Origin of the sequence: Halarcobacter mediterraneus, assembly GCF_004116625.1 — a bacterium.
Lineage (GTDB): Bacteria > Campylobacterota > Campylobacteria > Campylobacterales > Arcobacteraceae > Halarcobacter > Halarcobacter mediterraneus.
The window spans coordinates 12188-35412 of the sequence record NZ_NXIE01000005.1; the positions used below are offsets into that span (position 1 = coordinate 12188).

Below are 23225 nucleotides of genomic sequence, written 5' to 3' on the forward strand. Positions count from 1 at the left end.
TTAAACTAGTGCCTCATCCATTTCTTCTGGAATATTTAAATTCATTAGTTTTAAAACAGTTGGTGCTATATTATTTAGACTACCTTCTTTTACATTTTTTACTTCATTAGCCATTACAAAGCAATAAACATCACCAACTGTATGATTAGTAAGAGTTTTACCATTTTCATCTTTCATCTTTTCACAATTACCATGGTCACTTGTTAAAATTAAATTATAATCTAATTCTTTTGCTTTTTCAATAATTTTACCAAGTTCCTTATCAACTGCTTCAACAGCTTTTATTCCTGCTTCGTAAACACCTGTATGACCAACCATATCCCCATTTGCAAAGTTTACTACTATAAAGTCAGTTTCATTATCCATCGCTTTTTGTACTTCTCTACTAACTTCAGGAGCACTCATCTCAGGTTTTAAGTCATAAGTTGGAACATTTGGAGAAGGAATTAAAACTCTGCTTTCATTTAATACTGGTTCTTCAACTCCACCATTAAAGAAAAAAGTCACATGGGCATATTTTTCTGTTTCAGCTGTATGCAATTGAGTTAACCCTGCATTTGAAATAACTTCTGCTAAAGTATTTGTAGGTGTTTCTTTTGGGAATAAAACTGGTAGAGGAAGATTTTTATCATATTGTGTCATTGTTGCAATATTTAAATTGTCTTCAAATCTTTTGAATTCAGTAAAATCTTTATTTGCAATAGCATTTGATATCTCTCTCATTCTATCTGACCTAAAATTACAAAAAATTACACCATCATCTTTTTCAAAACCTTTATACTCATTAAATGAAGTAGGTAATAGAAATTCATCGTAAATAGCTTCTTTATAAGAATCTTCAACATAATCTAAAATATTTTTTGATGTTTTTGGTTCTGCAAATACAATTGCATCATGCCCTTTTTTTACTCTTTCCCATCTATTATCCCTATCCATTGTATAATATCTTCCTGAAATAGTTGCGATATTTATATTTTCATCACAAATATCTAGTAATTGTTGAATATATGTATTTGCACAATTTGGAGCAACATCTCTTCCGTCAGTAATTATATGAATAAAGACCTTTTTATTTTTTTCTTTTGCAATTTTAGAAAGACTAATAATATGATTAATATGAGAATGTACTCCACCATCACTAATTAAGCCTATTAAATGGATATTATTTGAGCTTTCAATAGTTGTTTTTAAAACTTCATTCTCTTTTAATGTGTTGTCCTCTATAGCCATATTTATTTTTACTAAATCTTGATATAAAACTCTACCACTTCCTATTGTCATATGTCCTACCTCAGAGTTTCCCATTTGTCCATCAGGTAAACCTACATAATCTCCATATGTATGAATTAAAGAATAAGGAACATTTTCAAATAAATAATTATAAGTAGGAGTATTAGCATTTGTAAATGCATTAAACTCTTTTGTTTCACTATGTCCTATTCCATCTGTAATTATTAAAATTGCTTTTTTTGTCATAATATAACCTTAGTAAATTCATTAAGTAAAATTTTAGTATAATATGGCGATTATATCAAAACTTACTCCTATATTTGCTGAAATATATACCTTTGCCAAAAGGTAGAGAAAGTTTGCTAAACTCAAGGGATTTAAACTTCCTGGAAATTAAGGTTTTAATTTGTTTTATTGGTTTTATAGACATTTAGATATTAATATATTTCAATATATATCAGTTCGTGCAGGTCTTGCATTTTTTATAGCCTTTTTTCTTACAATGTTTCTGCTACCAAAATTTGTTAGGTGGGCAAAGTCAAAAAATGCTTCTCAACCTATTTATGAATATGCACCAGATTCTCATCAAGAAAAAGCAGGGACTCCTACAATGGGAGGAGTTGTTTTTATTTTTTCAACAATTATAGCTACAGTATTGACTGCAAAGTTAAACAATTTTTATGTAGTAGGAGCAATTCTTACTATAGGATTATTCTCTATAATAGGAGTAAAAGATGATTTTTCCAAGATTGCAAAAAATGCAAATAATGCAGGTTTATCATCAAGAGCAAAATTAATTCTTCAATTTCTTTGTGCTTTACTTGTGGCTGGAGTATTAATTATATATAATCATACAACTACTATTTATTCTCCATTTTATAAATATCCATTGTTTGATATGGGACTTTTTGCAATGGCTTTTTGGGTTTTAGTAATGGTAGCAGCTTCTAATGCAGTGAATTTAACAGATGGATTAGATGGTTTAGCTACGGTTCCCTCTATTATGGCTTTTTTTACTTTATCTGCAATAGTATATGTAACAGGACATGCTATTTTTTCTTCATATCTTTTACTACCAAATATTAAAACCTCTGGAGAATTAGCTATTGTAGGGACTGCAATGATAGGTTCTTTAATTGCTTTTCTTTGGTACAATTGCCATCCTGCACAGGTTTTTATGGGAGATAGTGGTTCTTTACCTATTGGAGCATTTATGGGATATATGGCAATTGTAGGAAAATCTGAGATACTTTTAATTATTATTGGATTTATTTTTGTTTTAGAAACAGTGTCAGTAATAATACAAGTAGGGTCATATAAGTTAAGACAAAAAAGAGTTTTTTTGATGGCACCAATACATCATCACTTTGAAGAAAAAGGTTGGAAAGAAAATAAAATCATCGTAAGGTTTTGGATAATTTCTTTTATGGCAAATTTAATAGCACTTTTAAGCTTGAAAATAAGATAAAGAATAAAAAATGATAAGAGTACTTGGAAAAGGCTTAACCGCTCAAGCAATAAAAGAAACATACGAGAATGTAACTTTATATGATGATAATAATTTTAATACATATGATAAATCATCAAATGATGTAACAGTTGTTAGTCCAGGAATACCTCCTTTTAATGAAATGGTAAAAAACTCAAGAAATATAATAAGTGATTATGATTTAATATATAATGAAATGCCATTTTCCATATGGATAAGTGGAACTAATGGAAAAACAACAACTACTCAAATGTGTCAACATATATTAAAAGAAAAAGGAAGTGTATGTGGTGGGAATATTGGAGTAGCAATATCTAAATTAGATAAAGAATCAAAAATATGGATACTTGAAACATCTTCTTTTACTTTTCATTATACAAAATATGCAAAACCAAATTTGTATTTACTTCTACCTATATCAGATGATCATGTTTCTTGGCATGGATCTTTTGAAGAATATGAGAAAGCTAAATTAAAACCCTTATATATGATGGAAGAGGGTGAAGTAGCAATTATTCCTGAAAAATATAAGAATATAGATACAGATTGTTATCTTATTACATATAAAGATAGTAATGAGCTATGTGAAAAATTTAATATAGATAAAAAACTGATAAATTTTAAAGAACCTTTTTTACTAGATGCTTTATTAGCACTAGCAGCTAAAAAGATTATATTTGATGAGGTAGATTATAAAACAATAAATACATATAAAGTAGATGGACACAAAGTTGAAGAATTTAAAGATAAAAAAAATAGACTTTGGGTAAATGATTCTAAAGCTACAAATGTAGATGCAACATTAAATGCACTAATACCATATAAAGAAAAAAAAATATATTTGATACTTGGAGGAGATGATAAAGGAGCAAATTTAGAGCCTTTATTTGAATATATAAAAGATTTAAATATCGAAATATATACAATAGGAAAAAATTTTCAAAGATTAAATAGTTTAGCAGAAAAATTTTCAATAAATTTTTCATCTTGTGAATATTTAGATAATGCAATTGAACAAATAGATAAAAAGTACGATAAAATGGGGGTTTCAATCTTGTCGCCAGCAGCTGCATCTTTAGATCAATACTCTTCATATAAAGAAAGAGGGCAAAAATTTAAAGAAAAAGTTTCACGCTTAAGCTTAAATTAATAATTAACTGTATATAATTTCACTCCAATTTAAGACGGCTCGGTAGCTCAGTCGGTAGAGCAAAGGACTGAAAATCCTTGTGTCGGCAGTTCGATTCTGCCCCGCGCCACCACTTAAATTAAACAGGATGCTGGTGTAGCTCAGTTGGCTAGAGCAGCTGATTTGTAATCAGCAGGTCGGGGGTTCAAATCCCTTCACCAGCTCCATTTTTATTATGTCGTGCGTAAGTCTTAAGACCAGCGCTTGACCAGAACAATAATTTCAACCGGTGAGGTTGGAGAGTGGTCAAATCCTACGGACTGTAAATCCGTCGCCTTAGGCTTCGAAGGTTCAAATCCTTCCCTCACCACCACGCAGATGTTGCGGGAGTAGCTCAGTTGGCTAGAGCCTCTGCCTTCCAAGCAGATTGTCGCGAGTTCGAGTCTCGTCTCCCGCTCCATTTATTATATTTATTGATACTGGGAGCTGAGTTATAACGCAAATTAAATTTTATAACTCCTTTTTTATACAAAATTACTCCCATTTAAGTTTATTTTAGTATTTTTTAAGTAAAATACCAATCCACAAAAGAATATTAACTATTTTTTTGTATTTTAATAATAATAAATCCCCCTCTGAATAGAGAAGCCAATGGGCTTATCTACTCAGAGGGCAATACAACCAAAATTTTTTAAGGGGAATTTTATGGCAAAAGAAAAATTCGAGCGAAGTAAACCGCACGTAAATATTGGTACTATTGGTCACGTTGACCACGGTAAAACTACTTTAACAGCAGCAATCACTATGTGTTTAGGTCTTAAAAATGGTCAAGCGACTATGGATTATGATCAAATTGATAATGCTCCAGAAGAAAGAGAAAGAGGTATTACAATTGCTACTTCTCACGTTGAGTATGAAACTGAAACTAGACACTACGCTCACGTAGATTGTCCAGGTCACGCCGATTATGTTAAAAACATGATTACTGGTGCTGCACAAATGGATGGAGCTATCTTAGTTATCGCTTCAACTGATGGACCAATGGCTCAAACTAGAGAGCATATTCTTTTATCTAAACAAGTTGGTGTACCATACATCGTTGTATTCTTAAATAAAGAAGATCAATTAGATGATGAAGATAAAGAAGAAATGTTAGAATTAGTTGAAATGGAAGTTAGAGAATTACTTTCTGAGTATGATTTCCCAGGTGATGATACTCCAATCGTTGCTGGTTCTGCATTCCAAGCTTTAGAAGAAGCTAAAGCTGGTACAGCTGGTGAATGGTCAGAAAAAATCTATAATCTTATGGCTGAAGTTGATGCTTATATCCCAACTCCAGAAAGATCAACTGATAAAGATTACTTAATGCCTGTTGAAGATGTATTCTCAATTGCAGGTAGAGGTACAGTTGTTACTGGTGCTATTAACCAAGGTACTGTTAGATTAGGTGATACTATTGAAATCGTTGGATTAAAAGAGACTCAAACTACTACAGTTACTGGTATTGAAATGTTCAGAAAAGAAATGGATTATGCTGAAGCTGGTGATAATGCTGGTATCCTTTTAAGAGGTATCAAAAAAGAAGACGTTCAAAGAGGTCAAGTTTTAGTTAAGCCAGGATCAATTACTCCTCATACTAAATTTAAAGGTGAAGTATATATCCTTTCTAAAGAAGAAGGTGGTAGACACACTCCATTCTTCTCAGGATATAGACCACAATTTTATGTAAGAACTACTGATGTTACTGGTTCTGTTGAATTACCAGCAGGGACTGAAATGGTTATGCCAGGTGATAATGTAGAATTAACTGTTTCATTAGTTGCTCCAATTGCTCTAGAAAAAGGAACTAAGTTTGCTATTAGAGAAGGTGGTAGAACTGTAGGTGCTGGAGTTGTTGCTGAGATTATCGAGTAAGGAGATAACTCATGGGTAACGGTGTAAGCATTAAAATCGGACTAAAATGTGAGGAGTGTGGTGATATTAACTACACTACTTACAAAAATCCAAAAACTTTTACTGAAAAGATGGCGATTAAAAAATATAGTCCAAGATTAAAAAAACATACAATTCATAAGGAAGTTAAATTAAAGTCGTAAGACTTTTTTAACTCCTTATTTTAGGTCAGTAGCTCCAATGGTAGAGCGCCGGATTCCAAATCCGACGGTTGGGGGTTCGAGTCCCTCCTGGCCTGCCACTAAATTTTTTTAAAAGTAGTTTCGACTTTTTTTAAAAGAATTTTAAGCTTAATATGGGAGTCGATTGTGAATAAATTTAAAACTTATTATAAAAATGCTAAAGAAGAACTTTTCAAAGTAATTTTCCCAATAAAAGAACAAATCAGGTCAGCTTATATTTCTGTATTTGTAGTTGTTACTGTTATATCTTTATTTCTAGCATTAATTGATACAATCATGTCTTTAAGCTTATCAGCTGTAATGAATTAAGGATATATGAATGGCACAACAATGGTATGCAATACAAACTCACTCTGGTAGTGAATTAGCAGTTAAAAGAGCACTTGAAAGACTTGCAGAAGAAATGGCTGATGATAGAATTTCTGAAGTTTTAGTTCCTACAGAAGATTTAATAGAAGTAAAAAAAGGTAATAAAACGATTGTAGAAAGACCTTTATATCCTGCATATGCTTTTGCTAAAATTGATTTAGATACTGCACTTTGGCATAGAATTCAGTCTATGCCAAAAGTTGGAAGGTTCATTGGTGAATCTAAAAAACCTACACCTTTATCAAAAAAAGACATTGATTCTATTTTAGATAAAGTTCAAAATAGAGCTGCAGCTAAACCTAAGGTTTCTTTTGATGAAGGTGAAACTGTAAGAATTAATGAAGGTCCATTTGCAAACTTTAATGGTGTAGTTGAAGATTTCGATATGGCATCAGGAATTTTAAAACTTAATGTTTCTATTTTTGGAAGGAATACTCCAGTAGAAATTACTTATACTCAAGTAGAAAGAGTAGTATAAACAAATAATTTATTTTAGGCATTAGGCAATAAAACTTTTGCTTCCTTTGAGTTTTATTCCCTAATGCCTAAATTATTATAAAACTATAAAATTTAAAAAGGAATTACGATGGCTAAAAAAGTAGAAGGTTATTTAAAACTTCAAATACCAGCTGGTGCTGCAAATCCATCACCTCCTGTTGGTCCTGCACTAGGTCAAAGAGGTATCAATATCATGGAATTTTGTAAAGCATTCAATGAAAAAACAAAAGATAAAGGTGGATTTAATATCCCTGTAGAAATCACTGTATTTTCTGATAAAAGTTTTACTTTTGTTACTAAAGAACCACCAATGACAGATTTAATTAAAAAAGTTTCTGGAATTAAAAAAGGTTCTGACAACCCACTTAAGAATAAAATTGGAAAATTAACAAAAGACCAAGTTCTTGAAATTGTTGATATGAAAATTGCTGACTTAAATACAAACGATAAAGAGCAAGCTGCTAAAATTGTTGCAGGTTCGGCAAGATCAATGGGGATTGAAGTTGAATTATAATTCAACAAAATAGTCTAACCACTTGACTTTAAAATAAGTGGAAGCAAAAAAATATTTATAAAATTAAAATTGCGGAGAAAAAAATGGCAAAAAAAGTTTCAAAAAGATTTAAAGCATTATCTGAAAAAATTGAAGATAAAAATTATACATTAGCTGAAGCTTGTTCTTTAGTTAAGGAATTAAAATCAGCTAAATTTGATGAGTCAGTAGAAGTTGCATTAAACTTAAATGTTGACCCAAGACACGCTGACCAAATGATTAGAGGTGCAGTAGTACTTCCAAATGGTACTGGTAAAACTGTAAGAGTAGCAGTATTTGCAAAAGGTGCTAAAGTAGATGAAGCAAAAGCTGCAGGTGCAGATATTGTTGGAAATGATGATTTAGTTGAAAGTGTTCAAGCTGGAAACATTGATTTTGATGTTTTAATTGCAACACCTGATTGTATGGGATTAGTTGGTAAATTAGGTAGAATTTTAGGACCAAAAGGTTTAATGCCTAATCCTAAAACTGGTACAGTTACTATGGATGTAACTAAAGCAGTTAATGATGCAAAAGGTGGACAAGTAGCATATAGAGTAGATAAAAAAGGTAACATGCAAGCAGCTGTTGGTAAAGTATCTTTCTCTGAAGAAGCTATTAAAGAAAATATTGAAGCATTTATTGCAGCAATTAACAAAGCAAAACCTGCTTCAGCAAAAGGTAGATATATAGCTAATGCTGCAGTATCTTTAACAATGTCACCATCTGTTAAATTAGATACTTTAGAAGTTATGGATATTAAATAAGGATTTTCCTTATTTAATAACATTCAATAGTAGGGATATGAAATCCTTATGTTTGAGTGTTATTTCAAAGCACTGATATAAAACTAAAGACAGCTGGTAAGGAACTTCCTTCGTTTCTTGTAAGTCCCGCCTAAGTCGATGTTTTGAAGGGAGGAAACAAAATGACTAAAACACAAAAATCAGAAGTTATTGATTTTTTAACAGGAGAATTCAAAGAATCTCAAGCAATTGTTGTATGTGATTATAAAGGTCTTTCTCATAAAGAGTTAGAAACTTTAAGAAATGATGCAAGAGAAAATGGAACTAAAGTTCAAGTTGCTAAAAACACTTTAGTAACAATTGCAGTTAAAAATGCAGAACTAGGTGATATTGAGTTAAATGGAACTAATATTTTCTTATGGTCAGAAGACCAAATTTCTGCTTGTAAAGTTGCTGATAAATTTGCATCTGCAAATAAAGAAAAGTTTGAAATTAAGTCTGGTATTATTGAAGGTCAAATTGCTGATCTTGCAACTGTTAATGCATTTGCTAAATTACCATCTAGAGAAGAACTTCTTGGTATGCTTGCTGCTACTTGGATGGCTCCAGTTACTAACTTTACAATTGGGCTTGATGCTCTTAGAAAGAAAAAAGAAGAAGAGGCTGCTTAATAAATTAAGCAATTAAATAAAATATTAAAATAAAAATTTAGAGGAAATATAAAATGGCAATTTCTAAAGAAGACGTATTAGAGTATATCTCTGGTTTATCTGTATTAGAGTTATCTGAATTAGTTAAAGAATTCGAAGAAAAATTTGGTGTATCTGCACAACCTGTAGCTGTAGCTGGTGCTGTAGCTGGTGGAGCTGCTGAAGCTGCTGAAGAGCAAACTGAATTTAATGTAGTATTAGCAGATGCTGGTGCTAAGAAAATTAATGTTATTAAAGTTATTAGAGCATTAACTGGTCTTGGATTAAAAGAAGCTAAAGCTATGGCTGAAGAAGCTGGTGCTGTAGTTAAAGAAGGTGTTTCTAAAGAAGACGCTGAAGCTGCAAAAGCTGAATTAGAAGGTGCTGGAGCATCTGTAGAATTAAAATAATTACTCGATAGTAATTTTTTACCTGTATACAAGGCAATATGCCTTGTATAAGATTAGCATCTTTGAGGGCTAAGGTTAGAATTTTAAGCAAATTTTAACCCTATCCTTTAAGGATGCTTTTGCGCTTTATAAACAAAGCTAAAAAGTAAACCACATTTTTAATAAGGTCGACAATGTTAAACTCTTTAAAATCTGGTAATAGACTTAGAGTTGATTTTGCAAAAAATCCTCAACAAATTGAAATTCCAAATTTATTACAATTACAACAAAATAGTTACGAAAATTTCTTAATGATCGGAAAAGATGATAGAGCAGAAGCTGGTGTAGAAAAAGTATTCAAATCAGTTTTCCCTATTCATGATACACAAAATAGAATCACTTTAGAGTATATCGGAAGTGAAGTTGGTAAACCCAAATATGATGTTAGAGAGTCAATGGTTAGAGGACTTACTTATTCTATACCATTGAAAATCAATATTAGACTTACATTATGGGATTTAGACGAAAAAACTGGTGAAAAAATCGGTGTTAAAGATATGAAAGAACAATCTTTATTCATCAGAGAAATACCTTTAATGACAGATAGAACATCATTTATTGTAAATGGTGTTGAAAGAGTTGTTGTTAATCAATTACATAGATCTCCTGGTGTAATCTTTAAAGAAGAAGAATCAAACACTGCTGGAAATAAATTAATTTACACAGGACAAATTATACCTGATAGAGGTTCATGGTTATATTTTGAATATGATGCAAAAGATGTATTATATGTAAGAATTAATAAAAGAAGAAAAGTTCCAGTTACTATTCTTTTTAGAGCATTAGGTTATTCTAAAGAAGATATTATCAAATTATTTTATCCTATCTTAAATATTAAAATTAAAAATAATAAATTTTTAACAGAATTTAATCCTGAAGATTTTACAGGAAGAGTTGAATTTGATATTAAAGATGATAAAGGTAATTTAGTTATTGCTGCTGGGAAAAGACTTACTGCAAGAAAAGCTAATGCCTTAGTTGAAGGTGGATTAAAATTAGTAGAATATCCTGTTGATTTATTAATGGATAGATGTACAGCAAATACTATTTTTGATCCAGAGTCTGGAGAAGTATTATTAGATGCATTAACGACTTTAGATGAATTAAAATTAAAAAAACTACTTGACCTTGGTTTTGATAATTTTGATATTGCAAATGATTTAGCTACTGGTGTTGATGATTCTATTATTAATGCATTTAAGCAAGATGCAGAATCATTAAAACTATTAAAACAAACAGAACAAATTGATGATGAAAATGATTTATCAGCAATTAGAATTTATAAGGTTATGAGACCAGGGGAACCTGTTACAAAAGAAGCTGCTAAAGAGTTTGTTAGAAAATTATTCTTCGATCCAGAAAGATATGACTTAACAAAAGTTGGTAGAATGAAAATGAACCATAAGTTAGGTGTAAATGTTCCTGAATATGTAACTGTATTAACTTATGAAGATATTATCAAAACTGTTCAATACCTAGTAAAAGTAAAAGCTGGTCATGGTCATATTGATGATAGAGATCACTTAGGTAACAGAAGAATTAGAGCTATTGGTGAACTTCTTGCAAATGAATTACACTCTGGCCTAATTAAAATGCAAAAAGCTATTAGAGATAAAATGACTACTTTATCTGGTACATTAGAAGATATTATGCCACATGATTTAGTTAACTCTAAAATGATTACATCAACTATTACTGAATTCTTTACATCAGGTCAGTTATCACAGTTTATGGATCAAACTAACCCATTATCAGAAGTTACTCATAAAAGAAGACTTTCTGCGCTTGGTGAAGGTGGTTTAGTAAAAGAAAGAGCCGGATTTGAAGTAAGGGATGTTCACCCAACTCACTATGGAAGAATCTGTCCAGTTGAAACTCCTGAGGGACAAAATATTGGTCTTATTAATACTTTATCTACTTTCTCAAAAGTTAATGATTTAGGTTTTATTGAAGCACCTTATAAGAAAGTTGTTGATGGTGTAATTACAGATGAAATTGAATATTATACAGCAACACAAGAAGAGGGTAAAATAATTGCTCCAGGATCAACTAAAGTTGATGATAATGGTAAAATTGTTGAGCCATTAATTGAAGCTAGGCAAGATGGTGAAATTTTACTTGTTGAAAGAGCAAAAGTAAATTTAATAGATATTTCTTCTCAAATGGTTATGGGTGTTGCTGCATCTTTAATTCCATTTTTAGAACATGATGATGCCAACAGAGCACTTATGGGATCAAATATGATGAGACAAGCAGTTCCATTATTAAGACCAAATGCTCCTGTAGTTGGTACTGGTTTAGAAAAAACAGTAGCAAGAGATGCTTGGGAAGCTATTAAAGCTAATAGAACAGGTATTGTTGAAAAAGCTGATTCTAAAAACATTTATATTTCAGGTGAAGATGAAAATGGTGCATTTATTGATCACTATGAAGTTAACAAGAATGTAAGAACTAATAATAACACTTCTTTTGGTCAAAGAACAGCAGTAAAAGAAGGTGATTTTATTGAAAAAGGGCAAGTAATTGCTGATGGTCCTTCAATGGATAATGGTGAACTTGCTGTTGGTGTTAATGCTATGGTTGCATTTATGCCTTGGAATGGATATAACTATGAGGATGCTATTGTTCTTTCTCAAAGACTTATTGAAGAAGATGCCTTTACATCTGTTCATATCTATGAGAAAGAAGTTGAGTGTAGAGAGCTTAAACATGGTAATGAAGAAATCACTAGAGATTTACCAGGAGTAAAAGAAGAATCAATTACTCATTTAGATAACTCAGGTATTATTAAAGTTGGTACTTATGTTAAGCCTGGAATGATTCTTGTAGGTAAAGTAACTCCAAAAGGTGAGATTAAACCAACTCCAGAAGAAAGATTATTAAGAGCTATCTTTGGTGAGAAAGCTGGACATGTTATTAATAAATCATTGTATTGTCCAACATCTATGGAAGGTACTGTTGTTGATGTAAAAGTATTCACTAAAAAAGGATACGAAAAAGATGAAAGAGCCGTAGCTGAAATAGAATCAGAAAAAAATGAATTAGATATTAAACATCATGATAAATTGTTAATGTTAGATAGAGAAGAAATTCTAAAAATTAATGATTTATTATCTAAATCACCGTTAAATAAAGATTTAGAATTAGAAGATGTTACATATAAAAAAGGTGACAATATACCTGTTGAAGTTCTTGCAAGTGTGAATAGATTTGCTATGAAAAAAGTAGTTGCATCATTTTCAAAAGAAATAGAAAACAAATATAATGCAATAAAAGATCACTTTATTAAAGAAAAGTCAACTTTAAGAGAAAATCATGAAGAAAAACTTCAAGTTTTAGAACATGATGATATCTTACCAAGTGGTGTAATTAAACAAGTTAAAGTTTATGTAGCTACAAAAAGAAAAATCAAAGTTGGGGATAAAATGGCTGGTAGGCACGGTAACAAAGGTATCGTTTCTAACATCGTTCCTCAAGTTGATATGCCATATTTAGAAGATGGAACTACTGTAGACGTTATTCTTAACCCACTAGGGGTACCTTCAAGGATGAATATTGGTCAGATTATGGAAGTTCACTTAGGTTTAGTTGGTAAAAAATTAGGAAATCAAATTCAAGAAATTTTTGAGGCAAAAAGAGATGAGTTTATAAAAGAACTTAGAGAAAAAATGACAGAAATTGCATCTGTGGCTAAACTTATGAAAGGTAAAGAGTTTATGGATTCTTTATCTGATGAAGAACTTATTAAATATGGACAAGATTGGTCAAAAGGTGTTAGATTTGCTACACAAGTATTTGATGGTGTTGAAGTTTATGAGTTTGAAAAACTATTTGAATTAGCTAAGATTGATACAGATGGTAAATCAATTCTTCATGATGGAAAAACTGGTGATAAAATGAAAGAAAGAGTAAATGTAGGATATATGTATATGCTTAAACTTCATCACTTAGTTGATGAAAAAGTTCATGCAAGATCTACAGGACCTTATTCACTTGTTACACAGCAGCCAGTTGGTGGTAAAGCACTATTTGGTGGACAAAGATTTGGAGAAATGGAAGTTTGGGCACTTGAGGCTTATGGTGCTACAAATGTACTTAAAGAGATGCTTACAACTAAATCAGATGATGTTGAAGGTAGAACAAGAGCCTATAGAGCTATAGCAAATGGTGAAAATGTTCCAAGTTCAGGTGTTCCTGAAACATTCTTTGTATTAACAAAAGAATTAAAAGCTCTTGGGCTAGATGTTGATGTTTTTGAAGAGGTAGAAGATAATGAGTAAAACTGAAAAAGTATTAGAACCTATTGAAATAAAAGAGTTAGAAAGACCGCAAGATTTTGCGGCATTTCAATTAAGATTAGCAAGTCCAGAAAAAATTCTTTCTTGGTCTTCTGGTGAAGTAAAAAAACCTGAAACTATTAACTATAGAACATTAAAACCTGAAAGAGATGGTCTTTTTTGTGCAAAGATTTTTGGTCCTGTAAAGGATTATGAATGTCTTTGTGGTAAATACAAAAAGATGAGATATAAAGGTGTTGTATGTGAGAAATGTGGTGTTGAAGTAACATCTTCTAAAGTTAGAAGACACAGAATGGGACATATTGATTTAGTATCTCCTGTTGCACATATTTGGATGGTTTCTTCACTTCCTACAAGAATAGGGACACTTTTAGGTGTAAAACTAAAAGATTTAGAAAGAGTATTATATTATGAAGCATATATTGTATCTGAATCAGGTGATGCATATTATGATAATGAAAAAACTAAAAAAGTTAATAAATATGATATTTTAAATGAAGAGCAATATAGAACAATATCTGATCTTTTTGAGCACACTGGCTTTGAAGCAAATATGGGTGGGGATATAGTTAGAGATCTATTAGAAAATCTTGATTTAATTGAATTATTAACTCAATTAAAAGCTGATATGTCAGCTACTAAATCAGAAGCAAAAAGAAAAACTATTGTAAAAAGACTTAAAGTAGTTGAAAACTTTATTAATTCTGGAAATAGACCAGAATGGATGATGTTAACTAAACTTCCAGTTCTTCCACCTGATTTAAGACCATTAGTTTCACTTGATGGTGGTAAATTTGCTGTTTCAGATGTTAATGACCTTTATAGAAGAGTTATCAATAGAAATAATAGATTAAAAAGATTAACTGAACTTGATGCACCAGAAATTATTATTAGAAATGAAAAGAGAATGCTTCAAGAAGCAGTAGATGCTTTATTTGATAATGGTAAAACTGCAAATGCAGTTAAGGGTGCTAATAAAAGACCTCTTAAATCATTATCTGAAATTATTAAAGGTAAGCAAGGTAGATTTAGACAAAACTTACTTGGTAAAAGGGTTGACTTCTCTGGACGTTCTGTAATTGTTGTAGGACCTTCTTTAAATATGGACCAATGTGGTATTCCTAAAAAAATGGCTTTAGAGTTATTTAAACCACATTTAATGGCTAAATTAGAAGAAAAAGGTTATGCAACTACTTTAAAATCTGCAAAAAGATTAATTGAATCAGAATCAAATGAAGTATGGGAATGCTTAAATGAAATAGTTGATGAATATCCAATTTTATTAAATAGAGCACCAACTTTACATAAATTATCTATTCAAGCTTTTCACCCAACATTAATTGATGGTAAAGCTATTCAGTTACACCCATTAGTTTGTGCTGCATTTAATGCCGACTTCGATGGTGACCAGATGGCTGTGCATGTTCCTTTATCACAAGAAGCAGTTGCTGAAGCAAAAATTTTAATGATGTCTTCAATGAATATTCTTTTACCAGCATCAGGTAGAGCTATTGCCGTACCATCTCAAGATATGATTTTAGGTATTTATTATCTATCATTAGAAAAAGATGGTGTTAAAGGTGAGCATAAATTATTTGCAGATGTAAATGAAGCAAAAATTGCTTTAGAAATGGGACAAGTTGATTTACATGCAAAAATTAGAACAAAACTTGATGATAAAATTATTCATTCAACAATTGGTAGATTAATCATTAAAGAAATTTTACCTGAATTTGTTCCTGTTGAATTATGGAATAAAATTTTAAAGAAAAAAGATATTGGTGCATTAGTTGATTATATCTATAAATATGGTGGATATAAAGTAACTCCAAGATTCTTAGATGATCTTAAAAACTTAGGTTTTAGGTATGCAACTGATGCTGGTATATCTGTTTCTATTGATGATATTAGAGTTCCAGAAACAAAAGTTGATCATATTGCTAAATCTAAAAAAGAAGTTATTGAGGTTCAAAAACAGTTTGCACAAGGTTTATTAACAGAACAAGAAAGATATAATAAAATTATTGATATTTGGACTGAAGTAAATAATAAACTTGGTTCAGAAATGATGGATCTAGTACAAAGTGATAAAGATGGGTTTAACTCAATTTATATGATGGCCGATTCAGGGGCTAGAGGTTCTGCTGCACAGATTAGGCAATTGTCTGGTATGAGGGGTCTTATGGCTAAACCTGATGGTTCTATTATTGAAACACCTATTATTTCAAACTTCCGTGAAGGTCTAAATGTACTTGAATACTTTATTTCAACGCACGGTGCTAGAAAAGGTCTTGCGGATACAGCACTTAAGACAGCGAATGCTGGTTACTTAACAAGAAAGCTGATTGACGTTTCTCAAAATGTTAGAATTACAAATGAAGATTGTGGTACTCATGAAGGTATAGAAATCACTGCAATTTCTTCTGGTAATGAATTAATTGAGTCTTTAGAAGAAAGAATTACAGGTAGAGTAATTGCGGAAGATATTATTGACCCAATTTCAAATGAAATTCTTTTTGCAGAAGGTACATTAATCACAGAAGATGATGCAAAAGTTGTTGCTGAAGCAGAAGTAAAATCAGTAGTAATTAGAACACCTTTAACTTGTAAAGAAGAGCATGGCTTATGTTCAAAATGTTATGGTCTTAATCTAGGTGAACAAAGAAAAGCTAGTCCAGGTGAAGCAGTAGGAGTTGTTGCTGCTCAATCTATTGGAGAGCCAGGAACACAGCTTACACTTAGAACTTTCCACGTTGGTGGAACAGCATCTGCTACTCAAACAGAAAGAGAATTAAGAGCTGATAAAGAAGGTTTTATAAGATATTATAACATTAAAACATATGAAGATAGAAATGGTAAAAAAATAGTTGCGAACAGAAGAAATGCAGGTATTTTATTAGTAGAACCAAAAATTAATGCTCCATTCAAAGGTAAAGTTACAGTTGAAACAATTCATGAAGAAACAATTTTAACTATTACTAATGGAAAAGAAGAGAAAAAATTCTATTTAAGAAAGAACGATGTTGCTAAGCCAAATGAACTTGCAGGGGTATCTGGAAAAATAGAAGGTAAATTATATTTACCATATCAAGATGATTTTGAAGTAGAAGAAAATGAGTCTATTGTTGAAATTATTAAAGATGGTTGGAATGTTCCAAATAGGATTCCTTATGCATCAGAATTAAAAGTTGAAGATGGTGCTCCTATTACAACAACTGTAATCTCTGGTTCTAAAGGTATAGTAAAATACTATAAGTTAACTGGAGATTATTTAGAAAGAAGACATGATATTAAATCTGGTGAAGCAGTAAATGAAAAAGGTCTTTTTGCAGTTATTGTTGATGCAGATGATAGAGAAGCTTTAAGACACTATATTGCAAGAGGTTCTGTTGTTGAACATAATGATAATACTGAGGTTGAAAAGGATAGTGTTATTTCACTACCAGCAAGTTCAGAGCAAGTAGTTATTGCTGAATGGGATCCTTATTCAAATCCTTCAATTGCAGAAGAAAAAGGTAAGGTATCATTTGAAGATATTATTCCTGGAGTTACAGTTGCAGAACAATTTGATGAATTAACTGGTACTTCAAAATTAGTGGTAAATGAATATATTCCAAGTGGATATAAACCAACTATTGTTTTAGCTACAGAAGATAAAGAACTATTAAGATATTCTTTAGAACCAAAAACTTCATTATTTGTTAGTGAAGGTCAAACAGTAGAAATTGCTGATGTATTAGGTAAAACACCTAAAGCAACACAAAAATCAAAAGATATTACTGGAGGTCTTCCAAGAGTATCTGAGTTATTTGAAGCAAGAAGACCTAAAGTAATTGCTGTTCTTGCATCGTTTGATGGAATAGTTTCATTTGGTAAGCCACTTAGAAATAAGCAAAGAGTTATTGTTACTGATGAAAATGGTAATAAAGCTGAATACTTAGTAGAAAAATCTAAACAGATTTTAGTTCATGAAGGTGAGTTTGTTCATGCTGGTGAAGCAATAACTGATGGTCAGGTTTCTCCACATGATGTATTAAGAATTTTAGGAGAAAAAGCTCTTCATTATTTCATTGTATCAGAAGTACAACAAGTATATAGATCTCAAGGGGTTAATATTGCTGATAAACATATTGAGGTAATTTTATCTCAAATGTTAAGACAAGTATCTATCTTAGATGGAGGAGATACTAAATTTATTATTGGTGATATGGTTTCTAAAAAAAGATTTATTCAAGAGAATGAAAAGATTATAAAACTTGGTGGTAAACCAGCTATTGCAGAACCATTATTACTTGGTATCACAAGAGCAGCGGTAACATCTGACTCAATCATTTCTGCAGCTTCATTCCAAGAAACAACAAAAGTTTTAACGGAAGCAGCAATAAGTGCAAAAATGGATATGTTAGAAGATTTAAAAGAAAATGTTGTAATAGGTAGAACAATTCCTGTTGGAACAGGACTTTATAAAGATCATAAAGTTAGATTCTCTATTCCTTCAGAGGAAGAATAAGCATTAGGGGTATCCCTAATGTTATTTTAAAATGGAAATAATCTCTTTTTTTCTAATCTTTGTAGCCATTGAACTTTTTGAGTCAAATTGGCAAAAATCTGATACTCTTCATGGAATGCTTCAAAATAATTATAGCATTTATAGACAAAGCATATTTTTATTTTTTTTATTAAATCCTAGTTTTATATATTCAATATTTCTAGTAATCTTTTTAAATAATACGTCTTTTTTATTATTAAGTATAGTAGGAATAAAATTTCTAGATATATCTTTAAAACTCAATATTATGTCAAAAATAACAGAAGGCACACCATTAGAGGAAATAATACCTAATATTCAAGTAAGTAAACTATTTAGATACCTTAATGTAATTATTTATCCTTTAACTTTCATACTTTCAGAAAACTATTTTAATCTATAACAAATACTCTTTTTTAATAATTTAGTAATTATAAAATGCTATACTAATAAAAATGTAAAGGGGTTAAGATGCAATATTTAGTAATTGCCTATGATAATGAGGGAGCTTTAGAAAAAAGACTTGAAGTACGTGATGCTCATGTTGAAGGTACTAAAAAATTAATGAATGAAGGTAAAATAATTAATGCAGGTGCATTAATTGAAGAAGAACAGATGGTTGGTTCAACTTTATTAGTAGATTTTGCAAATGATGATGAAATAAATGATTGGTTATCAAATGAACCTTATGTTCAAAATAATGTATGGAATATGGAAGAATTCCAAATCGTTCCTGTGAAGCTTTTAACAAAATAACTATAAAATTTAAGATAATATTTTTTAGTATTTTTAATGCTTAGTTTAGTTTTTTTAGCAAAAGTTTGTTATATAATTTTAATGGTATTTAGTCTTTTTTGTTTATATATTAAATATTATTTTAACAAAGATTTTGCTAAATATTTTTTTCTTTCTTCTTTGAGTTTTTTAATAGGACTTGCATTAATCAATTTAAGATATACAATTTCTGATTTTTATTCAATAGTCATTGCTAATACAATCCTTGTCTCAGGTCAAATATATTTATATATTGCGGTATTGAAACTTTTAGGTTATAAAGCTTATTGGAAAAACCAATATTTTATTCCTATAGGAGTTATCTTTATAGGGTACATACTTTTTACCTATGTATATTTCAATCTTCCCATGAGAATATTTATTTTCTCAGTCTTTTTTATGATATCTGATGGTTTGATAGCACTAATATTTTGGAAGATAAGGAATAAAAAAGAAATAGCAAATAAAATAAGTAGTCTAATGTTTTTTATTGGTTTTGTAATATTTCTTATTACTGCAATTAATTCATTTATTGTAGATTTAAATGTTAATTATTTATCAAACAATTATTTTTTTATGTTTTTACCTTATTTATATTTAGTTTTGTTTTTTTTGTGGATGATGTATCTATTATATTGTTATAGTAAAAAGGCATAAATTGAAATATTTATTTTTATTGTTATTCTTATTTTCTTTTTTATATCCTCAAAAATTAGAAAAAGTAAAGTTACAATTACAATGGAAACATCAATTTGAATTTCCAGGTTTTTATGCAGCAAAAGAAAAAGGTTTTTATAAAAAAGCTGGATTTGATGTTGAATTCATAGAATTTGATGAAAATATGAATATTGTAGAAGAAGTGTTATCTGGAAATGCTGATTTTGGATTATCTTTTTCTTCTATTATAATTGATTATATTCAAGGAGATCCAATTATAATGCTTGCTAATTTTTTTAAACAGTCTCCTTTAGTTTTGGCAACACAAAAAAATATTAAGCTACCTTCAGATTTAAAAAATAAAAAGATTATGGGACTTTTAGATAGTTCACATAAAAGAACAGTTTTAACTATGCTAAATAAATTTGATATAAATATAAATGATTTTATACATTATCCTCGTGAATTTTCTGTAAATGCCTTTGTAGATAAAAAAGTAGATGCAATTAGTATTTTTACAACTAATGAAATTTATGAATTAAATAAATTAGGAGTGAAATATAATATATTAGACCCAGCAGTATTTGGTTCAAAATTTTATGATTTAAACTTATTTACAAAAAAAGATAATGCAGAATATAATAGAAAAAAAGTTAAGGCTTTTAAGGATGCTTCAATAAAAGGATGGAAGTATGCCTTAGAGAATAAAGAAGAACTAGTTGATATTATTTTACAAAAATATAATACTCAAAATAAAACAAAAGAAGCACTTTTATTTGAGTCAAAACAAATAGAAGATTTAATGTTGACAAAAGTTTACTCTATTGGAAGTATAGATTTAAATCAGTTAAATTTTATCGCAGATACTTTTACTCAATCTCAATTAATTGAAAAACTGCCAAAAAAGAGATTAGAAAAATTTATTTTTGAAGATAATATACAAGCTTTATACTTGACTGATAAACAAAAAGAGTACTTGAATTATAAGAAAAAGATTAAAATGTGTGTAGATCCTAATTGGATGCCACTTGATGGTATAAAAGAAGGTAAGCATATGGGAATAGCAGCAGATTTTATGAAAAATATCTCTAATAAAATTAAAATACCTATTAAACTTGTAATCACTGATTCTTGGAAGGAATCTCTTATAAAGGTGAAAAAAAGAGATTGCGATATATTAGCTTTATCTCAGAAAACACCAAGTAGAACTAAATATTTAAACTTTACAAGCCCATATTTAAAAACACCACTTGTTTTAGCAACAAAAAAAGGAAAATCATTTATTAATGATATAAAAAAGATTAATAATAAAAAAATTGCAATTGTTGGAAATTATTCTATGTATGAAATCTTAAAGAATAAATATCCAGATATGAATTTAATTCAGGTTCAATCTGTAGAAGAAGGATTAAAAAAAGTACAACAAGAAAAATTTTTTGGTTTATTGGATAATTCAATAGTAATAAATAATGAAATACAAAAATACCATTTAAAAGATATAGCCATTACAGGTCAATTTCAAGAGTCTTTTAATCTAAGTATTGCTTCAAGAAATGATGAAATATTATTAAATGAAATATTAGAAAAAACACTAAATTCTATAGATTCTATAACAAGGGAAAAAATCTTTTATAAATGGAATAATCTTGAATATGATATAACCATTGATTATAATCTAATTGCTCAGATACTATTTATCTCAATTGTTATTTTAGCACTTATTTTATATTGGAATTTAAAATTAAAAGAAGAAATAAAAAAAAGGAAAAAAATAGAAAGAGATTTAAAAGAGAGTGAACAAAAGTTTAAATTACTATTCAATAAGGTACCAATTTTTCTAAATTCCTTTGATTCCGATGGTAAGATTACATTATGGAATGAAGAATGTAGTAAAGTATTTGGCTGGCAGTTTGATGAATTAAAAAATTATTCAAATCCTTTAGAGTTATTTTATCCTGATAAAGTTTTATTAAATAGAGTAAAAAACTCTTTTAAAGATTTGGATAGTATTTTGTTTAAAGAGTGGACTCCTCAAACAAAAGAAGGGAAAAAGTTAGTAACTAAATGGGCTAATATCCCTTTGCATAATGGCGAAGTGATAAATGTAGGATATGATATAACTCAGCAACGAGAATATGAAATAGAATTAAGAAAGAAAAATAGTGAATTAAAAAAAGCACATAATAGATATAAAGAGTTAAACAGTGAATTAGAAGATAAAATCAAAGCAGAAATCCAAGAAAATACAAAACATCAAGTAACAATTATGGAACAAAGTAAATTAGCTCAAATGGGTGAAATGATAGAAAATATTGCACATCAGTGGAGACAACCTCTTGCTGAAATTAATTCTACTGTTTTGTTATTAGATGCTACATTATCAAATAAAAAAGTTTTAGATAGCGAAATAGAAGAAAAGCTTTTAGAAATAGAAAACCTGACAAAGTATATGTCTAATACAATAAATGATTTCAAGAATTTTTTTGACCCAAATAAAGAAAGAGAAGAGTTTAACATATATGAAAATATTCAAAAAACTTTAAAAATATTAAATAGAAGATTGTCCTATTATAAAATTGAAGTTGAAATAAAAGTTGATAGAAATATTTCTTTAAATGCATATCCAGATGAATTAAATCAGGTTTTATTAGTATTATTAAATAATTCAATTGATGCTTTTAGTGAAAAAAAAGTGCCATTACCTTTAATAGAAATATTTTTAAGAGATACTAAAAAAGCTTTAATTTTATACATTAAAGATAATGCTTATGGAATTAATAATAAAATAATTGATAAAATATTTGAGCCATATTTTACAACAAAACATAAATCACAAGGAACAGGTTTAGGTCTTTATATTTCTAAAATGATTATAGAAAAAGGTTTTAATGGACGTATCTCTGTAAAAAATGAAGATGAAGGTGTTTGTTTTATTTTGGAATTACCAAAGGGAGAATCTTAATGAGTGAGAGTCAAATATATCCATATAAGGTCTTATTTGTTGAAGATGAAGAACTTTTAAGAAAAAACTATACAAGTTATTTAAAAATGCTTTTTTCAGAAGTTTATGAGGCAAAAGATGGAGAGGAAGCTCTTTTTTTATATAAAGAAAAAAAACCTGATATATTGATTGTTGATATTCATATACCAAAGATTAATGGTTTAGAATTATTAGAAATTATTAGAAAAGAAGATATTAGTACAAAAGCAATAGTTTTTACTGCACACATAAATACAGAATTTTTACTTAAAGCAACTTCCTTAAAACTAGTAAAATACTTAAAAAAACCAGTAAGTAGAAAAGATTTAAAAAACGCTTTATTCTTAGCTATTAACGAGATATCTAATTATGAAATAGTACCCATTGCAACTATAAATTTAGAGGAAGGATATAGTTGGAATGTTCAATTAAAAGAATTGAAGAAATTCAATAAATCTATAGATTTAACAAATAAAGAAAGACTTTTTTTAGATTTATTATTTTCTCATAGAAATAAAGTATTTTCATATAATGAAATTTTTTATCATGTGTGGGAAGATTATAATGAAGAAGGCAGTTTTAATGGTCTTAAAAACCTTATTCGTCGTTTAAGAAAGAAATTACCAAAAGATTTAATTCAAAATATTTTTAATGAAGGTTACAAAATAAAAATTTAATAAATTATTAATTTTTTAATAGTTTATTGTTTTTTGATACTTTTG

General features: G+C 29.4%; 17 protein-coding genes and 5 tRNA genes. 21 read left to right on the forward strand and 1 reads right to left on the reverse strand.

The window, feature by feature from the left end:
* Nucleotides 1-1476 carry a 2,3-bisphosphoglycerate-independent phosphoglycerate mutase gene (gene gpmI / locus CP965_RS11310; RefSeq protein ID WP_129062223.1) on the reverse strand — a complete coding sequence of 492 codons (1476 nt, stop codon included), beginning with the start codon at nt 1474-1476 and terminating at the stop codon, nt 1-3.
* A 160-nt stretch (nt 1477-1636) separates the two neighbouring features.
* On the opposite strand from gpmI, the gene mraY reads away from it, so the two are divergent.
* From mraY to CP965_RS11415, 21 genes are all read left to right on the forward strand, one after another.
* Nucleotides 1637-2698 carry a phospho-N-acetylmuramoyl-pentapeptide-transferase gene (mraY, locus tag CP965_RS11315; RefSeq protein WP_129062224.1) on the forward strand — a complete coding sequence of 354 codons (1062 nt, stop codon included), beginning with the start codon at nt 1637-1639 and terminating at the stop codon, nt 2696-2698.
* 10 nt (nt 2699-2708) lie between these two features.
* Nucleotides 2709-3869: a UDP-N-acetylmuramoyl-L-alanine--D-glutamate ligase gene (gene murD / locus CP965_RS11320; RefSeq protein ID WP_129062225.1), complete on the forward strand. Its 1161-nt coding sequence runs from the start codon at nt 2709-2711 to the stop codon at nt 3867-3869.
* A gap of 36 nt (nt 3870-3905) precedes the next feature.
* Nucleotides 3906-3981: transfer RNA gene (locus CP965_RS11325), tRNA-Phe, on the forward strand.
* Nucleotides 3982-3998: 17 nt separating this feature from the next.
* Nucleotides 3999-4075 (forward strand) — tRNA-Thr (locus tag CP965_RS11330).
* 61 nt (nt 4076-4136) lie between these two features.
* Nucleotides 4137-4221: transfer RNA gene (locus tag CP965_RS11335), tRNA-Tyr, on the forward strand.
* Nucleotides 4222-4231: 10 nt separating this feature from the next.
* A tRNA-Gly gene (locus tag CP965_RS11340) sits at nt 4232-4308 on the forward strand.
* A 245-nt stretch (nt 4309-4553) separates the two neighbouring features.
* Nucleotides 4554-5762, forward strand: coding sequence for an elongation factor Tu (gene tuf / locus CP965_RS11345; RefSeq protein ID WP_129062226.1), 1209 nt, complete (start codon nt 4554-4556; stop codon nt 5760-5762).
* An 11-nt stretch (nt 5763-5773) separates the two neighbouring features.
* Nucleotides 5774-5944, forward strand: a complete 171-nt coding sequence (gene rpmG / locus CP965_RS11350; RefSeq protein WP_129062227.1) for a 50S ribosomal protein L33 — start codon at nt 5774-5776, stop codon at nt 5942-5944.
* Nucleotides 5945-5966: 22 nt separating this feature from the next.
* Nucleotides 5967-6042, forward strand: a tRNA-Trp gene (locus CP965_RS11355).
* 67 nt (nt 6043-6109) lie between these two features.
* Nucleotides 6110-6292: a preprotein translocase subunit SecE gene (gene secE, locus CP965_RS11360; protein WP_129062228.1), complete on the forward strand. Its 183-nt coding sequence runs from the start codon at nt 6110-6112 to the stop codon at nt 6290-6292.
* 10 nt (nt 6293-6302) lie between these two features.
* Nucleotides 6303-6830, forward strand: a complete 528-nt coding sequence (gene nusG, locus CP965_RS11365) for a transcription termination/antitermination protein NusG (RefSeq protein ID WP_129062229.1) — start codon at nt 6303-6305, stop codon at nt 6828-6830.
* 108 nt (nt 6831-6938) lie between these two features.
* Nucleotides 6939-7364: a 50S ribosomal protein L11 gene (gene rplK / locus CP965_RS11370; RefSeq protein WP_129062230.1), complete on the forward strand. Its 426-nt coding sequence runs from the start codon at nt 6939-6941 to the stop codon at nt 7362-7364.
* Nucleotides 7365-7447: 83 nt separating this feature from the next.
* Nucleotides 7448-8149, forward strand: coding sequence for a 50S ribosomal protein L1 (gene rplA, locus CP965_RS11375; protein ID WP_129062231.1), 702 nt, complete (start codon nt 7448-7450; stop codon nt 8147-8149).
* Nucleotides 8150-8310: 161 nt separating this feature from the next.
* A complete protein-coding gene (rplJ, locus tag CP965_RS11380; protein ID WP_129062232.1) occupies nt 8311-8799 on the forward strand; it encodes a 50S ribosomal protein L10 in 489 nt (162 codons plus the stop codon).
* Between the two features lie 53 nt (nt 8800-8852).
* Nucleotides 8853-9227 (forward strand): 50S ribosomal protein L7/L12, encoded by a 375-nt coding sequence (gene rplL / locus CP965_RS11385; RefSeq protein ID WP_129062233.1) that lies wholly within the window; start codon nt 8853-8855, stop codon nt 9225-9227.
* A gap of 173 nt (nt 9228-9400) precedes the next feature.
* Complete coding sequence (gene rpoB, locus CP965_RS11390; protein WP_129062234.1) at nt 9401-13546, forward strand: DNA-directed RNA polymerase subunit beta; 4146 nt, start codon at nt 9401-9403, stop codon at nt 13544-13546.
* Nucleotides 13539-18074, forward strand: coding sequence for a DNA-directed RNA polymerase subunit beta' (gene rpoC / locus CP965_RS11395; RefSeq protein WP_129062235.1), 4536 nt, complete (start codon nt 13539-13541; stop codon nt 18072-18074). The genes rpoB and rpoC overlap by 8 nt, the downstream gene beginning before the upstream one ends.
* A gap of 31 nt (nt 18075-18105) precedes the next feature.
* Nucleotides 18106-18495 (forward strand): hypothetical protein, encoded by a 390-nt coding sequence (locus tag CP965_RS11400; protein ID WP_129062236.1) that lies wholly within the window; start codon nt 18106-18108, stop codon nt 18493-18495.
* Nucleotides 18496-18563: 68 nt separating this feature from the next.
* On the forward strand, nt 18564-18848 hold the full coding sequence (locus tag CP965_RS11405; RefSeq protein ID WP_129062237.1) for a YciI family protein: 285 nt from the start codon (nt 18564-18566) through the stop codon (nt 18846-18848).
* A gap of 676 nt (nt 18849-19524) precedes the next feature.
* Complete coding sequence (locus tag CP965_RS11410) at nt 19525-22485, forward strand: ABC transporter substrate-binding protein (RefSeq protein ID WP_129062238.1); 2961 nt, start codon at nt 19525-19527, stop codon at nt 22483-22485.
* Nucleotides 22485-23180, forward strand: coding sequence for a response regulator transcription factor (locus CP965_RS11415; protein WP_129062239.1), 696 nt, complete (start codon nt 22485-22487; stop codon nt 23178-23180). Before CP965_RS11410 ends, CP965_RS11415 begins: the two co-directional genes overlap by 1 nt.
* Nucleotides 23181-23225: the final 45 nt, after the last annotated feature.

Bases quoted from the DNA above. Each gene is read 5' to 3' on its own strand.
- gpmI (WP_129062223.1), bottom strand. From the start codon at position 1,476: ATGACAAAAAAAGCAATTTTAATAATTACAGATGGAATAGGACATAGT.
- rplL (WP_129062233.1), top strand. From the start codon at position 8,853: ATGGCAATTTCTAAAGAAGACGTATTAGAGTATATCTCTGGTTTATCT.
- tuf (WP_129062226.1), top strand. From the start codon at position 4,554: ATGGCAAAAGAAAAATTCGAGCGAAGTAAACCGCACGTAAATATTGGT.
- nusG (WP_129062229.1), top strand. From the start codon at position 6,303: ATGGCACAACAATGGTATGCAATACAAACTCACTCTGGTAGTGAATTA.
- CP965_RS11415 (WP_129062239.1), top strand. From the start codon at position 22,485: ATGAGTGAGAGTCAAATATATCCATATAAGGTCTTATTTGTTGAAGAT.
- CP965_RS11400 (WP_129062236.1), top strand. From the start codon at position 18,106: ATGGAAATAATCTCTTTTTTTCTAATCTTTGTAGCCATTGAACTTTTT.
- murD (WP_129062225.1), top strand. From the start codon at position 2,709: ATGATAAGAGTACTTGGAAAAGGCTTAACCGCTCAAGCAATAAAAGAA.
- rplK (WP_129062230.1), top strand. From the start codon at position 6,939: ATGGCTAAAAAAGTAGAAGGTTATTTAAAACTTCAAATACCAGCTGGT.
- rplJ (WP_129062232.1), top strand. From the start codon at position 8,311: ATGACTAAAACACAAAAATCAGAAGTTATTGATTTTTTAACAGGAGAA.
- rpmG (WP_129062227.1), top strand. From the start codon at position 5,774: ATGGGTAACGGTGTAAGCATTAAAATCGGACTAAAATGTGAGGAGTGT.
- rpoB (WP_129062234.1), top strand. From the start codon at position 9,401: ATGTTAAACTCTTTAAAATCTGGTAATAGACTTAGAGTTGATTTTGCA.
- CP965_RS11405 (WP_129062237.1), top strand. From the start codon at position 18,564: ATGCAATATTTAGTAATTGCCTATGATAATGAGGGAGCTTTAGAAAAA.
- rpoC (WP_129062235.1), top strand. From the start codon at position 13,539: ATGAGTAAAACTGAAAAAGTATTAGAACCTATTGAAATAAAAGAGTTA.
- rplA (WP_129062231.1), top strand. From the start codon at position 7,448: ATGGCAAAAAAAGTTTCAAAAAGATTTAAAGCATTATCTGAAAAAATT.